The sequence below is a fragment of the Citrobacter sp. Cpo037 genome, from assembly GCF_030332945.1.
In the GTDB taxonomy this organism is placed as follows: domain Bacteria; phylum Pseudomonadota; class Gammaproteobacteria; order Enterobacterales; family Enterobacteriaceae; genus Citrobacter; species Citrobacter portucalensis.
In genome coordinates this window covers 246,170-258,199 of sequence record NZ_JAOWGW010000081.1, presented here as the reverse complement: position 1 = coordinate 258,199, position 12,030 = coordinate 246,170, and the positions used below count along the sequence as shown (strand labels likewise).

20 protein-coding genes and 1 pseudogene are annotated in these 12,030 nt (G+C 49.3%); 18 read left to right on the top strand and 3 right to left on the bottom strand.

Annotated features, from left to right (window positions below):
- Positions 1-39 precede the first annotated feature (39 nt).
- From OGX94_RS23890 to OGX94_RS23875, 4 genes are read left to right on the top strand one after another with little or no spacing between them, the layout of a single operon-like run.
- The gene (locus tag OGX94_RS23890) at positions 40-318 is read left to right on the top strand and encodes a phage holin (protein ID WP_016150433.1); all 279 of its coding nucleotides are present in this window, start codon (positions 40-42) and stop codon (positions 316-318) included.
- The gene (locus OGX94_RS23885; protein ID WP_115601849.1) at positions 290-838 is read left to right on the top strand and encodes a lysozyme; all 549 of its coding nucleotides are present in this window, start codon (positions 290-292) and stop codon (positions 836-838) included. Before OGX94_RS23890 ends, OGX94_RS23885 begins: the two co-directional genes overlap by 29 nt.
- Positions 835-1,350: a DUF2514 domain-containing protein gene (locus OGX94_RS23880; RefSeq protein WP_142710296.1), complete on the top strand. Its 516-nt coding sequence runs from the start codon at positions 835-837 to the stop codon at positions 1,348-1,350. The genes OGX94_RS23885 and OGX94_RS23880 overlap by 4 nt, the downstream gene beginning before the upstream one ends.
- On the top strand, positions 1,347-1,577 hold the full coding sequence (locus tag OGX94_RS23875; RefSeq protein ID WP_000990801.1) for a hypothetical protein: 231 nt from the start codon (positions 1,347-1,349) through the stop codon (positions 1,575-1,577). Before OGX94_RS23880 ends, OGX94_RS23875 begins: the two co-directional genes overlap by 4 nt.
- A gap of 75 nt (positions 1,578-1,652) precedes the next feature.
- Here OGX94_RS23875 and OGX94_RS23870 read toward each other — a convergent pair whose 3' ends face one another.
- A complete protein-coding gene (locus tag OGX94_RS23870; protein WP_213083834.1) occupies positions 1,653-1,826 on the bottom strand; it encodes a YnfU family zinc-binding protein in 174 nt (57 codons plus the stop codon).
- 141 nt (positions 1,827-1,967) lie between these two features.
- On the opposite strand from OGX94_RS23870, the gene OGX94_RS23865 reads away from it, so the two are divergent.
- The 8 genes and pseudogenes from OGX94_RS23865 to OGX94_RS23835 all read left to right on the top strand — a co-directional run bounded on the left by OGX94_RS23865 (position 1,968) and on the right by OGX94_RS23835 (position 4,782).
- Positions 1,968-2,165, top strand: coding sequence for a hypothetical protein (locus OGX94_RS23865; protein WP_024174517.1), 198 nt, complete (start codon positions 1,968-1,970; stop codon positions 2,163-2,165).
- Positions 2,166-2,193: 28 nt separating this feature from the next.
- Positions 2,194-2,358: pseudogene (locus OGX94_RS23860) on the top strand (DUF2514 family protein); the annotation flags it as partial.
- A 379-nt stretch (positions 2,359-2,737) separates the two neighbouring features.
- A complete protein-coding gene (cspG, locus tag OGX94_RS23855; RefSeq protein ID WP_000066494.1) occupies positions 2,738-2,950 on the top strand; it encodes a cold shock protein CspG in 213 nt (70 codons plus the stop codon).
- Between the two features lie 10 nt (positions 2,951-2,960).
- On the top strand, positions 2,961-3,149 hold the full coding sequence (gene ymcF / locus OGX94_RS23850) for a cold shock small protein YmcF (protein ID WP_057069020.1): 189 nt from the start codon (positions 2,961-2,963) through the stop codon (positions 3,147-3,149).
- Positions 3,150-3,222: 73 nt separating this feature from the next.
- Positions 3,223-3,453 (top strand): hypothetical protein, encoded by a 231-nt coding sequence (locus OGX94_RS23845; RefSeq protein ID WP_000756041.1) that lies wholly within the window; start codon positions 3,223-3,225, stop codon positions 3,451-3,453.
- 204 nt (positions 3,454-3,657) lie between these two features.
- The gene (locus OGX94_RS23840) at positions 3,658-3,831 is read left to right on the top strand and encodes a GnsA/GnsB family addiction module toxin (RefSeq protein WP_001100119.1); all 174 of its coding nucleotides are present in this window, start codon (positions 3,658-3,660) and stop codon (positions 3,829-3,831) included.
- A 441-nt stretch (positions 3,832-4,272) separates the two neighbouring features.
- Positions 4,273-4,437: a YnfU family zinc-binding protein gene (locus tag OGX94_RS24880; RefSeq protein ID WP_213090494.1), complete on the top strand. Its 165-nt coding sequence runs from the start codon at positions 4,273-4,275 to the stop codon at positions 4,435-4,437.
- Between the two features lie 117 nt (positions 4,438-4,554).
- Positions 4,555-4,782: a hypothetical protein gene (locus tag OGX94_RS23835; protein ID WP_088902172.1), complete on the top strand. Its 228-nt coding sequence runs from the start codon at positions 4,555-4,557 to the stop codon at positions 4,780-4,782.
- Here the strand turns inward: OGX94_RS23835 and OGX94_RS23830 are convergent.
- On the bottom strand, positions 4,763-4,981 hold the full coding sequence (locus tag OGX94_RS23830) for a DUF1883 domain-containing protein (RefSeq protein ID WP_232034713.1): 219 nt from the start codon (positions 4,979-4,981) through the stop codon (positions 4,763-4,765). The genes OGX94_RS23835 and OGX94_RS23830 overlap by 20 nt on opposite strands.
- Before the next feature lie 198 nt (positions 4,982-5,179).
- Between OGX94_RS23830 and OGX94_RS23825 the strand changes: the two genes are divergently transcribed.
- Positions 5,180-5,818, top strand: coding sequence for a hypothetical protein (locus OGX94_RS23825; RefSeq protein ID WP_072667361.1), 639 nt, complete (start codon positions 5,180-5,182; stop codon positions 5,816-5,818).
- 10 nt (positions 5,819-5,828) lie between these two features.
- On the opposite strand, the gene OGX94_RS23820 is transcribed toward OGX94_RS23825, so the two are convergent.
- Positions 5,829-6,332, bottom strand: a complete 504-nt coding sequence (locus OGX94_RS23820) for a hypothetical protein (protein WP_032652440.1) — start codon at positions 6,330-6,332, stop codon at positions 5,829-5,831.
- Between the two features lie 290 nt (positions 6,333-6,622).
- Between OGX94_RS23820 and OGX94_RS23815 the strand changes: the two genes are divergently transcribed.
- From OGX94_RS23815 to OGX94_RS23795, 5 genes are read left to right on the top strand one after another with little or no spacing between them, the layout of a single operon-like run.
- Entirely contained in the window at positions 6,623-7,192 is a 570-nt protein-coding gene (locus OGX94_RS23815; protein ID WP_000210383.1) for a hypothetical protein, read from the top strand.
- Positions 7,134-9,257 carry a phage terminase large subunit family protein gene (locus OGX94_RS23810; protein WP_016239512.1) on the top strand — a complete coding sequence of 708 codons (2,124 nt, stop codon included), beginning with the start codon at positions 7,134-7,136 and terminating at the stop codon, positions 9,255-9,257. The genes OGX94_RS23815 and OGX94_RS23810 overlap by 59 nt, the downstream gene beginning before the upstream one ends.
- Positions 9,258-9,265: 8 nt before the next feature.
- On the top strand, positions 9,266-9,529 hold the full coding sequence (gene gpW, locus OGX94_RS23805; protein ID WP_000483309.1) for a gpW family head-tail joining protein: 264 nt from the start codon (positions 9,266-9,268) through the stop codon (positions 9,527-9,529).
- The gene (locus OGX94_RS23800; RefSeq protein WP_257661558.1) at positions 9,529-11,166 is read left to right on the top strand and encodes a phage portal protein; all 1,638 of its coding nucleotides are present in this window, start codon (positions 9,529-9,531) and stop codon (positions 11,164-11,166) included. The genes gpW and OGX94_RS23800 overlap by 1 nt, the downstream gene beginning before the upstream one ends.
- The gene (locus OGX94_RS23795; protein WP_001052909.1) at positions 11,163-12,029 is read left to right on the top strand and encodes a S49 family peptidase; all 867 of its coding nucleotides are present in this window, start codon (positions 11,163-11,165) and stop codon (positions 12,027-12,029) included. Before OGX94_RS23800 ends, OGX94_RS23795 begins: the two co-directional genes overlap by 4 nt.
- The last annotated feature ends 1 nt before the right edge of the window (position 12,030 follow it).

Here is a 12,030-nt window from a genome sequence, read left to right as displayed (position 1 = left end):
ATCACACACAGCGCCATCCGAAAAATCGGAGGTGAGGCTATGACCAGAATGAGCACCATTTACAGCAGACTTTCATATGGATCAGGAACCACGCTTGCCGGCTGCGGTGTATCAGCGAAGGCATATGCCGAAACAGCTAAAACAGCAAAAGAGGTGTCCTGGATGTTGGCCGACAGAATTGCAGGGTTAAGCCTGAGCGACTGGGCAATTATTGTCGGTATCGCATGCACCGTTATCACCTGTGCAGTGAACTGGTATTTCCGCTGGAAAGAACGGGAGGATCGGCGCAATGGCTATGCCACCAAAGCTGAAGAATAAACTGAGTGCAGCGGTCGTTGGTTTAATTCTTGCGGGGGCTTCCGCGCCCGTGATTCTCGATCAGTTTCTGGATGAGAAAGAAGGCAACAGTCTGACCGCATACAAGGATGGCTCCGGCATCTGGACTATTTGCCGTGGCGCCACGATGGTTGATGGTAAGCCAGTAGTTCAGGGCATGAAGCTGTCTGCTGAGAAATGCGATCAGGTAAACGCCATTGAGCGTGATAAGGCACTGGCGTGGGTTGACCGAAATATCAAAGTACCACTGACCGAACCACAGAAAGCCGGGATCGCGTCTTTCTGCCCATATAACATCGGTCCCGGAAAATGTTTCCCATCTACGTTCTATAAGCGAATAAATGCTGGCGACCGTGAAGGTGCCTGTGAAGCGATCCGCTGGTGGATAAAAGACGGTGGTCGCGATTGTCGTCTGACCAAAGGGCAGAAGAACGGTTGCTATGGTCAGGTTGAACGGCGAGACCAGGAAAGCGCGTTGACGTGCTGGGGGATAGACCAGTGAGCCTGCGCTATCAGTTCATTGTTATTTTGTTGCTGGTGGCCGTTGCATTCTTCGCGGGTAGTGTATGGAGCAGCCGCGGTTGGGAAAAGAAGTGGGCCGAGCGTGACAGCGTAGAATCATCGCAAACAGCGAACGCACAGACCGCCGCTCGCATGATTGAACAAGGGCGTATTATTGCCCGTGATGAGGCTGTAAAAGATGCACAAGCACAAGCCGCTAAATCCGCTGCCACTGCTGCTGGCCTGTCTGCCACTGTTAACCAGCTGCGTACCGAAGCAACAAAGCTTGCCACTCGCCTGGACGCCGCAAAGCACACCGCAGATCTTGCCACTGCCGTCAGAAGCAAAACAGCCGGAGCCGACGCCGCAGTGCTCGCCGACATGCTCGGACGCCTTGCAGAAGAAGCTCGATATTATGCTGAGCGATCTGACGAAAGCTACCGGGCAGGAATGACGTGTGAGCGCATTTACGACTCAGTGAGGCAGTCAAACAACAACAGGGTTAGAAGATGAACGCAGAAAACCTAAGTGAAGCGTATTACCTCAATAACGATATAAAAGAACTACAACTTCAGAAAAGCATACTGGAAAGTGGTGCCGGACTTGGTGTGACAATCCAGTCTACCTATCAGGATAACGCCTTTCTTGATGCCATACGCCCGCATGCAGTGGCTGAACTTGATCGCCGTATTGTGGAGAAGAAAAAAAACCTCTCCACTCTGGGTGTTACATTCTCTTAAATGAGAACAACAATAAAAGGTTATGTCTGCTTTGCCACATTCTGAGAGTATGAGTTTTATTTGGTAGTCAATCAGTTACTTTATTGGTTTGCTTTCCGATGGAAGATAGATGTTTCCACAGAAGGGGCAAATTAACGTTATATTGTTTTTTATTCTCGACAGACTGTGCTTTGACTGGCGGGAGCAATGAGGACAAGTACTTTTCACATGGCGTAAAGTACGCATCTTGATATCTTTGAGTATCGACATGTTGATTGTCCTGGTGGGCGGTTAACAACCATACACCACATGTTGGCTAATAGCTTCTTTTATAACCGTTACGATGTAGTCGTTAGCCATAATCAATCAAGCCTCGCAATAGCGGGGCTTTTTAACAACTGAGGAATGAGCATTACAGTAGTTCTTACAGCTAAGCAGATTGAAGACCTGGCTGCCTTCGCAAAAGAAGATGGCCAGCCACAATATACCATCACTACCGGAACAATCCCTGAGTTCGAAGCGGATGATGGCGAGGTTATCCCTGAGTACACCGGGCTGATTGCCTATTCCGAGTCGCTAGAGCATAGCGTTCTACAGCTCGATAACTAACGAATCAACATAACTTTCCATCCGCCATGACACCACAATGCTCGTAGACATGCCAGGAAGCCTGGCAGAAGAAGCTCGATACCATGCTGAACGCGCTGATGAAAACTACCGAGCAGGAATGACATGTGAGCGGATTTATGAGTCCGTAAAAATACTAACAATGAACCGTAGAGGAAAAATAATAGCTCTATAAATTAAGATGTTGACGGTTTTCGTGGATAAATTTGTGAATTTTTACTATGAAGGAAATACGACTCTTCCTTGAGTCAAAATCCCTGACAACTTAGGGTGATAGATAAAGGTCTTACGCAGCATGACATAATTTTCGATTTAAGCTATTTAAATTAATTTTTAAGATCAAAACCCACTGAGATTTACTTACAAAACTAAACCTTGCTATGTCTGGTTAATCATGCGTTAATGAATGTCTGGTTTGTAACGAATTTATCTGAAGCAGTCGCTGTAATAATTTTATTCCTTGTTCCTGTTGAGATTTCCTTGTTAGCTTTTCTCTCTGATAATTTTTTTTCGGACCATTCTGCCCAAGGGCTTACTCAATAAAGGTAATGTTTATGTCTAATAAAATGACTGGTTTAGTTAAATGGTTTAATCCTGAAAAAGGTTTTGGTTTTATCACTCCAAAAGATGGTAGTAAAGATGTGTTTGTTCACTTCTCTGCTATCCAGAGTAATGATTTCAAGACGTTGAATGAGAATCAGGAAGTTGAATTTAGTGTTGAACAGGGACCTAAAGGCCCCACGGCAGTTAATGTCGTGGCTGTATAAGGTAACTGTTATTACTAATAATATTCACTTCAGATGTCCGTGTTGCCACGGATCTCAGTACCGAACGTCAAACTTTGATGTTACTGAAAAAAATCCTTTCGGAGCAAAATGTATTTTTTGCAAATCAACAATGATTACATTTGATAATATTGCACTGTACATTCGTTCTGGTCAGTCTTCGTTAGAATTCAGAAAATAAATTTCAGGCTCCTTATGGAGCCTTTTTTGTATGCTGAACCGACAATCTCTGTAAGAGACATCACGGTAAAATTATGAAAAAAGTCATCGTTTTTTTTAATGCAGAACCAGCAGTTGTTGTAACCGTAATGAAAGGTATTACTACGATAATGCGTGAGTTTCCCAATGGGGAAAAAGCACACCTACCCGTGATGTCAGCGGGATTTCCATCTCTGACAGGAGACCATAAAATAGTTTATGTAGCCTCTGATCGTGATGTCAGTTCAGAAGAGATCCTCGAGGCAGCCTCGAAGCTTTTGAAATGAGATCTGGTTGTTTCGTGACCGACCCGGATTTTAGTACAGTGGTTTGTGTGGTCGCGAGCTCTTTTGCATGAAGATTGTACTGCAAACTATTGATAATTGAGTCTTTCTATTCTATCTTTTAAACATATCAGCGCTTATACAAGTGCTCTACGGGGAATGTAACATGCCTGGCGTTGATACGTTAGAGATCAAGAGAGGTAAACAATGAACGTCGAAGATTTAAAAAGAAAAACTGAAGCGGATATTTCTGAATTCATCACAAAAAAAATTATTGAACTCAAAAAAAAGACAGGAAAAGAAGTTTCCGATATCCAGTTTAATGCTCGTGAAAAAATGACTGGGCTTGAAAGCTATGATATTAAAATCACATTAATCTAATTGTTATAAGACTCAGTTCGAGTGAAAAAGCATTATCTTGAAAGGTAATGCTTTTTTATTTCTGTCATAAAATTTAGAACGTTGTCAAAGCCTTCACTTCTAACCACAGATTTTCTGCTTACCTTTTAACGGGTCCTCCTTGACGATTCTGACCATCGAGGGGCAGCAGCGGCGCGGGATTTGGAGCATTTTTGATTCTTCACGCAACCATTTCAGCATTTGATGCTGATGACGGAACACTATCCCCGAATACACTGGGTTTGTTGCATTCTCTGATTCAAAAGAACACGGTGTGCTTCAACTTGGCTGAGCAGGCATTACAGCAGACATTCACTGAGTGCCTGCGACAAAGTTAAATGGCATCAAGCATGCGATGATGATTGATTAATAATTGAGCTATGCATGGTATAATAAGCCCCATTCATTGAAAGGTTAACCACCATGTCATTTTTCGATTATGCAATGCAGCGTGTTGGGCTTGCAGCCAATACGACTGTCATGTGCCCGATATGCGGACATAAATCCACACACTCGACCACGAAAGTACGCCAACAACAGGCGTTACTTTGCCCTAAATGTAAATCGCTGTTTGTCATTCACAGATAACATGCGACCTGCTGAATATAACCGCCTACGGGCGGTTTTTTATTGCCATCACAAAGGCCACTTTCGAGTGGCTTTTTTAATGGTCATCACGACGGGTATTACAGCAGGAATTACTGAGTGCCTGCGATAATGCTCAATATTTTTATCGGAGTGAATATGCCACCGCGCACACCGAAGGCCGGCCTGAAAGGGGCGATACAAAAAAGGGAAAAAATGAAAAGACATAAGCGAAATAAAAAAGCCACCACATCTGCAAATGTGATGGCTGGCATTCGGATTAATTCAGGTTGGCTGAATAAGTTAGCCGCAGATATTACTAAAATAATTAATGAAGCATGTCCCTAATCTCATCTGAGATATCTCTTGGCCCTGCAGGCTGAGGCGCAACCAACCGGGTCGGAAGTCTCTCGAAGAAACCACCACCACCATGATGATGAAAACCCCGGTTATTTTTATAACTATTGAAGTTACTGTCGGTAGTGAGAAGGATGTTGCACTGGTGCGAGCAGTCAACAACAACGACATCACCTGCATTCAGGTGCATTCGTTTGTGAAGAAATTGCATAAGTCTCCTTATCAAGAGGCAATCAGCACTCCTCTCAAGGCTGGTACGCCAACGTCCCACCGCTGACGGGCTGAGCCATTACCTTACCCAGACTCAACGATAAGTAACATCCTGATATTCAGACAGTAACTGTAATCGATAATGCTGAAGAATAGGCAGTAAATACAGGTGACTGATATGGCAACACTGAAGGATTTATCAAACCAGTTAAAGCAACTGCAAAAGCAAATCCCGTTTGCCACAGCTCAGGCGATGACAAAAGTTGTACGCCAGATTGAGTTGGCTCAGAAGACGGCATTCGAACGACATCTGGAGAGCCCCACGCCGTTTACCGTTAAATCAGTTGGTTCGGTGGCGGCAAGAAAGAACAATCTGACCGCAAAGGTTTTTGTCCGTGATACCGCTGCTGGTTATCTGGAACCATTCGAGTTTGGCGGAGAGCACAAGCTCAATAGCCAGGCTCTATTAAATCCCAAGAACGTTAAGCTAAACAAATACGGCAACATGCCGCGTAATAAGCTCTCACAGCTTAAAGCAAAGGAAAATGTATTCGTAGGTGAGGTTGATGGCGTTAACGCTGTCTGGCAGCGTAAGAAGCCGATGAAAGCTAAGAAGCGACGGGCCAAACGTTCCGCTAACGGGACGCGAAGACCGAAACGCAAACAGCGTTCTCCAAAGCTTTTGATCCGGTTTGGTGATGCGCTACCTGTGACTCCAGTGCTGGGGTATATGGATAGGGCCCGTACCATGGCGAACGCACTGCTACCGTCTGCTTTAAATCAGGCGATAGCAGAAGCCATCAGGACGGCAAAATAAAAGCAGTAACTTATAAGTTAATTTCGCAAGCTTTTATGAAGCTGTTTACTGCAGTTGTCGATCCAGAAACATTGGCTGACATGGAATGCTGGTTTCCGCCATCCTTTGTTTGCACACCAACTAACACTTTGGATTTCGCCCCCTGAAGCTGCTTAAGCACTGTTTTCAGTTGGTCCGTGTCATCCGATTGAATCTGGAGGCTCTGAACATTACGTCTTGAAAGGGTAGCATCGAGCTTCACTGCGGTATTCCCGTCGACCTTCATTATCAGGTCCATTGGTACCTCTGATAGTGATTCGGTGCTTTTATCCATTTCAACGTATGCCGCCGATAGCTTTTCTTTAGTGCAGTCAAACACAATGGCGCCATTGTCGGATGAAACCTCGCCAAGCATCATTGCTTTCTTACCACCAGAGAAAAGGTCATCTTCAGTATTAGTTACCCACTGGGCATGAGCAATTGGTGATGCCAGCACTGCGGCTACGAAAGTTATTTTGATTATATTGTTACCCATTACATTCTCCTTGTATTGAATAGGAATAATCATAGTCGGAGCGAATGGTCGAAGCCATTAAAAAAATGGGTCCTTCCTGAGACTTTTGTAAGGCACGGGCATTGCGCGCCGCGGTGTTTTCCTAGCTACAACTTTCAGATTTGTGTCCCATGTCCCACCTCTGGCGATCATTACGGACACCTCGCCAGCTCTGGCTATTCCAGTTTATTCCAGTGGGACATTCTGGTGGGACATGGCAAAAATGTCCCAGGCGAATGTCCCACCCCAGAAAATGTCCCAGGTGATGTCCCATGACCACGATGAACCAGAGTCAGTACGCACAACATTCAGGTGTGGATCGCAAAACAATTGGTCGGTGGATTAAAGCCGGGCGCTTCATTGTGATGGACGGAGACCTGATTGACGTAGAGGCCAGCGATGCGGCATTGAAGAAAAACCGCGATGGCAAAGACCCGCGCGCCTCGAACGCGAAGAAAAAGAAAACTCCCGTCGTTAGCGATAACGATGATGACGGTGATGAAATCAATAAAACTGTCCGCCAGATAATGCTCACTGAAGGGGCAGATCTTTCGAGAGAGGAAGCGGGACGTATCCGCGAGAATTACATGGCCCTGCAGGCAAAGCTGCAGTATGAAAAAGACAGCGGCCAGCTTATTGAGCTGACAGCAGCCGAGGAGGTTTTATTCAACGCCTTTCGCCAACAGCGTGATGCCTGGCTTAACTGGCCGTCCAGGGTGGCGCCGCTAATGGCTGCTGATCTGGATGTACCGGCGGACAGGATGACAGAGGTGCTGATTGAACATGTCCACAAACACATCTCAGTCCTCGGAGAGCCAGAGTTTAACCCGGCAGAAGATTGAGCGTCTTGAATTAAGCGTCCGCAAAGGCTGGACACCCCCGCCGCGTATCAGTGTGCCGCAGTGGGCAGATGACTATCGTAAGCTGGCAAAAGAGGCTGGGAGCACTTCGGGAAACTGGGAAACATCGACGGTAGAAATTGCCCGCGGACCGATGCTTGCCGCGACGGAGTCCGGGGTTCATATCATCACTGTAATGTGCTGTACCCAGTTGATGAAGACAGCACTGCTGGAAAACCTTTTTGGCTATTTTGCCCACCTCGATCCTTGTCCGATACTGCTGCTGCAGCCGAAAGAAGAAGCCGCTGAACAGTTTTCGAAAGAGCGTATTAGCCCGCTGGTAAGGGTGACGCCGGTACTGCGTAAAATCATCGGTGATTCGAAACAGAAAAGCTCGAAAGAAACCATTCTTTACAAGGCGTTCACTGGCGGATTTCTGGCGCTGGCGGGTGCTGGTAGCCCTGATAACCTTGCGCGTCGTCCGATTCGTGTCCTGCTGGCGGATGAAGTGGACAAGTACCCGATAACCCGCGAAGGCGATCCAATTGCGCTGGCCGAAGAGCGTACAGCGACATTTGGCCTGACCTGGCTGTCTGTACGCGCCTGTTCGCCGACGGTGGAGGATGAGAGCCGCATTGCTGACAGCTACGCCGACTCCGATCAGCGCCGGGCATCTGTGGTTTGCCCGCACTGTGGCCACCGCCAGTTCCCCGACTTTTTCAAACACGTTCAGTGGCCGAAAGAGGGAGATAAACACCTGACTAAATCGGCGATGCTCTATTGCGAATGCTGTGGTAGTGGCTGGTCCGAAGGACAGCGCCTCAGAGCTCTGCAAACTATTCGATGGCATCAGACGCGCCCATTTGAGTGCTGCGGGGAGCGGCACTCACCGCTGATGGATTATGACCTTGCCTGGCGGGCGGCAGACGAGGGCAGCGTTGAAAAGGTCTGGCAATGGTCAGAGTCGGAACGGCATGCGGTCTATCGCGCAATCTGCCCCTCCTGTGGAAAGGAGGCAGTCGATAACCACCACGCGGGGTACCAGGCATCCAAGCTTTTCAGCCCCTGGCAAAAAGATAAGCCGTCGGATATTGCGAAAAAATATATCGATGCGAAGGGCGATCCGGATAAGGAACAGGCGTGGTGGAATACCCAGATGGGGCTTCCGCACCGACCTAATCATGGGAAACAGCTCCCTGTTGATGTTCTGCTGGCGCGCCGGGAAATATTTCCGGCCGTCGTTCCGGACGGGGTGGCATTGTTAACAGCTGGAGTTGATACCCAGGACGATCGCTTCGAAATTACGATCACCGGCTGGGGGAGAGATGAAGAATCGTGGTCGGTCGCGCATGACGTTATTTATGGTGACCTTGAGACGGAAGAACCCTGGAAGCGACTGGATGCATACCTGAAACAGATCTGGCGACGTGGTGACGGGCGCGGCCTGAATATCATGGCAACGTGCATGGACTCCGGCGGCCACCATACGCAGAAGGTATACGAATTCGCCAAAGAGCGTCTTGGCCGTCGTGTCTGGGCAATTAAGGGGGAGTCTGCACAGGGAGGCAAACGCAATCCTGTCTGGCCGACCAAACGACCATCATCGAAAAGCAAAGCCAGTTTCCGCCCTGTCATTCTGGGGGTTAACTCAGCGAAAGACGTGATACGCGGTCGCCTGCATCTTGAGCCACCCAAACCTGGCGCCGCCGCTGCGGGTTATATGCATTTTCCTGACGATCGCGATCTCGGGTACTTCAATCAGCTGCTGGCGGAGCGACTGGTTTACAAAGTCATTTCCGGGCAGCGGTACAGTATCTGGGAAGCAATACCAGGACGAGCTAACGAAGCGCTTGACTGCCTCGTTTACAGCTATGCCGCGCTGTGCGGTCTCAAACATATGGGGTTAAAACTCAACGTCCGGGCCGCCAACCTCGAAGCCGATCCGGATAAGTTCCTGCCAGCGCCAGTTGGACAGGAAGAAAAAATCAATTACGAGCTGCCCGGTGCGGTTATTGAAGAACCAGCGCCGGTCAAACGTAAGCGAATATCGCAACTCCTGCCGAAATAAGGAAAATCATGTTCAACCGGAACACCAGCCTGCTTGCCGGCGCAATGACTGACGATCAGCTCAGGGATGCGCTTGCGAAAGCTCAGCAGGCGTACATTGATTTAGCAACCGGGAGCCACGGTGTTTCGTTTTCCTATACGCAGGGAGACGGGACGCGATCAGTGTCCTATCAGCAAAGCACCCTGGCTGATCTGCTGGCCCTGATTCAACTTCTGCAGGCGCAACTGGGGATTATCTCTCGTCCCCGGAAACCAGCGAGGTTTAGATTCTGATGAATAAAGTACAGATACTGGGCTCTGATGGGCAGCCGTTGCGACAGCAGCGTCCCTCTATGCTGGTGGGGGGGAGCCGCGTACCTTATGACGCAGCTGACTCTTTCAGCGATCAACTGGCGAACTGGCAACCCGCGCTGTGGTCCCCGGACAATGAAATTAACATTTACCGGGATCGCATCGTGTCCCGCGCACGCGATCTGGTCCGTAATGACGGCTGGGCAAACGGTGCGGTCACACGTCTGCTGGATAATGCGGTTGGTGCCAACTTCCGCCCCATCATGAAACCCGATTACCGTGTTCTCAGAATGATCACCGGAAACAAGGCGTTTGATGCGTCCTGGGCGGAAGAGTACGGAAAAGCACTGGACGGGCACTGGCGGACCTGGAGTAACGATCCTGGCCGGTATTGTGATGTTGAACGAAAACTCACCGTGTCGCAGATGTTACGCCTGGGATTTCGTCACAAGCTTATTGACGGGGATGCTCTGGCCATTCTCCAGTACAGAACTGACAGGCTTGGTCCCGGAAGAGGGCGTTACGCCACCACGGTACAGATTGTCGATCCTGACCGCCTCAGTAATCCTCAGCAGAATTTCGATATGCCAAATGTCCGTGGTGGCGTTGAAATTGATGCGGACGGTGCGCCGGTTGCTTACCACATCAGGGAGGCCCATATCGGTGACTGGTGGAGCGGGGCTAAAACCATGACGTGGCAGCGTATCCCGCGTGAAACTGACTGGGGCCGCCCGCATGTGGTTCACGATTTTGATCATGAGCGTGGCGCGCAGCACCGCGGTAACGGCATCCTGACTCCGGTTATTCAGCGTCTGAAAATGCTGGTGAAGTATGACCAGAGTGAGCTTGAGGCAGCAATTCTTAATGCCATATTTGCCGCTTACATTGAGTCACCCTATGACCCTGCGATGGTTCAGTCTGCCCTGGGCGAGACCTATGACGAGTCGGAGTTAGGCACTTATCAGGACGGGCGTGTTGAGTTCCATAACGATCGGCGTCTGACACTTCAGAATGGTGCCCGAATGCCCATTCTTTATCCTGGTGAGAAAATCACGACGGTTAACGCGGCGCGGCCCTACAGCAATTTTGAAGTCTTCGAATCTGCTGTTCTCCGTAATTTTTCTTCAGGAACAGGGTTGTCCCCACAGCAGGTCACCCAGGACTGGTCTGACGTTAACTACAGCTCTGCACGCTCCTCGTTGCTGGAGGCATGGAAAACACTGACTCGCCGCCGGGACGATTTTTCTACCGGCTTCGCTCAGCCCATTCTCACCGCCTTTGTTGAAGAAGTTCACGACAATGAGGATTTACCCCTGCCCGCAGGCGCACCTGATTTTGTTGACGCCAGAGCCGCGTATTCTCGCGCGCGCTGGATGGGGCCAGGGCGCGGCTGGGTGGATCCGGTTGCAGAGAAAAAAGGCGCCATTCTTGGTCTGGATGCCGGACTTTCCACCCTCGAGATTGAGGTGGGTGAAAACGTCGGTGAAGACTGGGAAGAAGTGCTTGATCAGCGCCAGAGAGAAATTGAGTCATGTCTTAAACGCAGATTACCGCTTCCGAGCTGGGCACAGGCTGACCAGTTTGCGAGCCAGACCATTACCGATCCGGAGGAAAAGTGAATCTACCCCATCTGGCCCAGCGATTATTTAACACCCCGCTGGCGCTGCACCCGAGTAAAGCCGAAGTCATCATGGCATCCGTAATGGACCGATTTGGTATCAGTAAAATCGAATCTTCTCTTGCCATGGAGGATGACTGGTACGGATATGACGATAACCGGGGACGTGAATCCCGTAGTGATCCGGGTTATGACAATGTGCTGGGTGTCGCCGTCATCCCGATATGCGGAACGCTGGTGCAAAAACTGGGCAGTCTGCGTCCGTACAGTGGAATGACAGGGTATGACGGCATTCGTCAGGCGTTTCTTACTGCGATGGAAGATCCCGACATTTCGGGCATTTGCCTGGATATCGACTCACCCGGTGGCGAGGTCGCTGGATGCTTCGATCTGGTTGATGTCATTTACGGCTCCCGGGGGAAAAAGCCTATCCATGCCATTCTGACGGAAAGCGCTTATTCCGCTGCGTATGCCATTGCCAGTGCAGCGGACCGGATTTCTGTTCCGCGCACCGGCGGAGTGGGTTCTGTGGGTGTGATCACCATGCACCTTGACTGGACGCAGCGGATTAAAGATGACGGTCTTAAAGTTACGATCATCACCTATGGATCCCGCAAGGCTGAAGGTTCGCCGCTGAGAGAGTTGTCAGATGAAGCGCTGGCCGCCATCCAGCAGGACATTAACACCATGGGCGAATTGTTTGTGAACACTGTTGCCAGAAACCGGGGGATTAGCGCAAAGGTTATAAAAAGTACCCAGGCCGCCTGTTTTATGGCTGCTGATGGCGTTGAAATTGGACTGGCTGATGAGGTGTGTCCTCCTGACGCTGCGTTCAAAAACTTACTTGAAAAAACAGGAGCCTGAA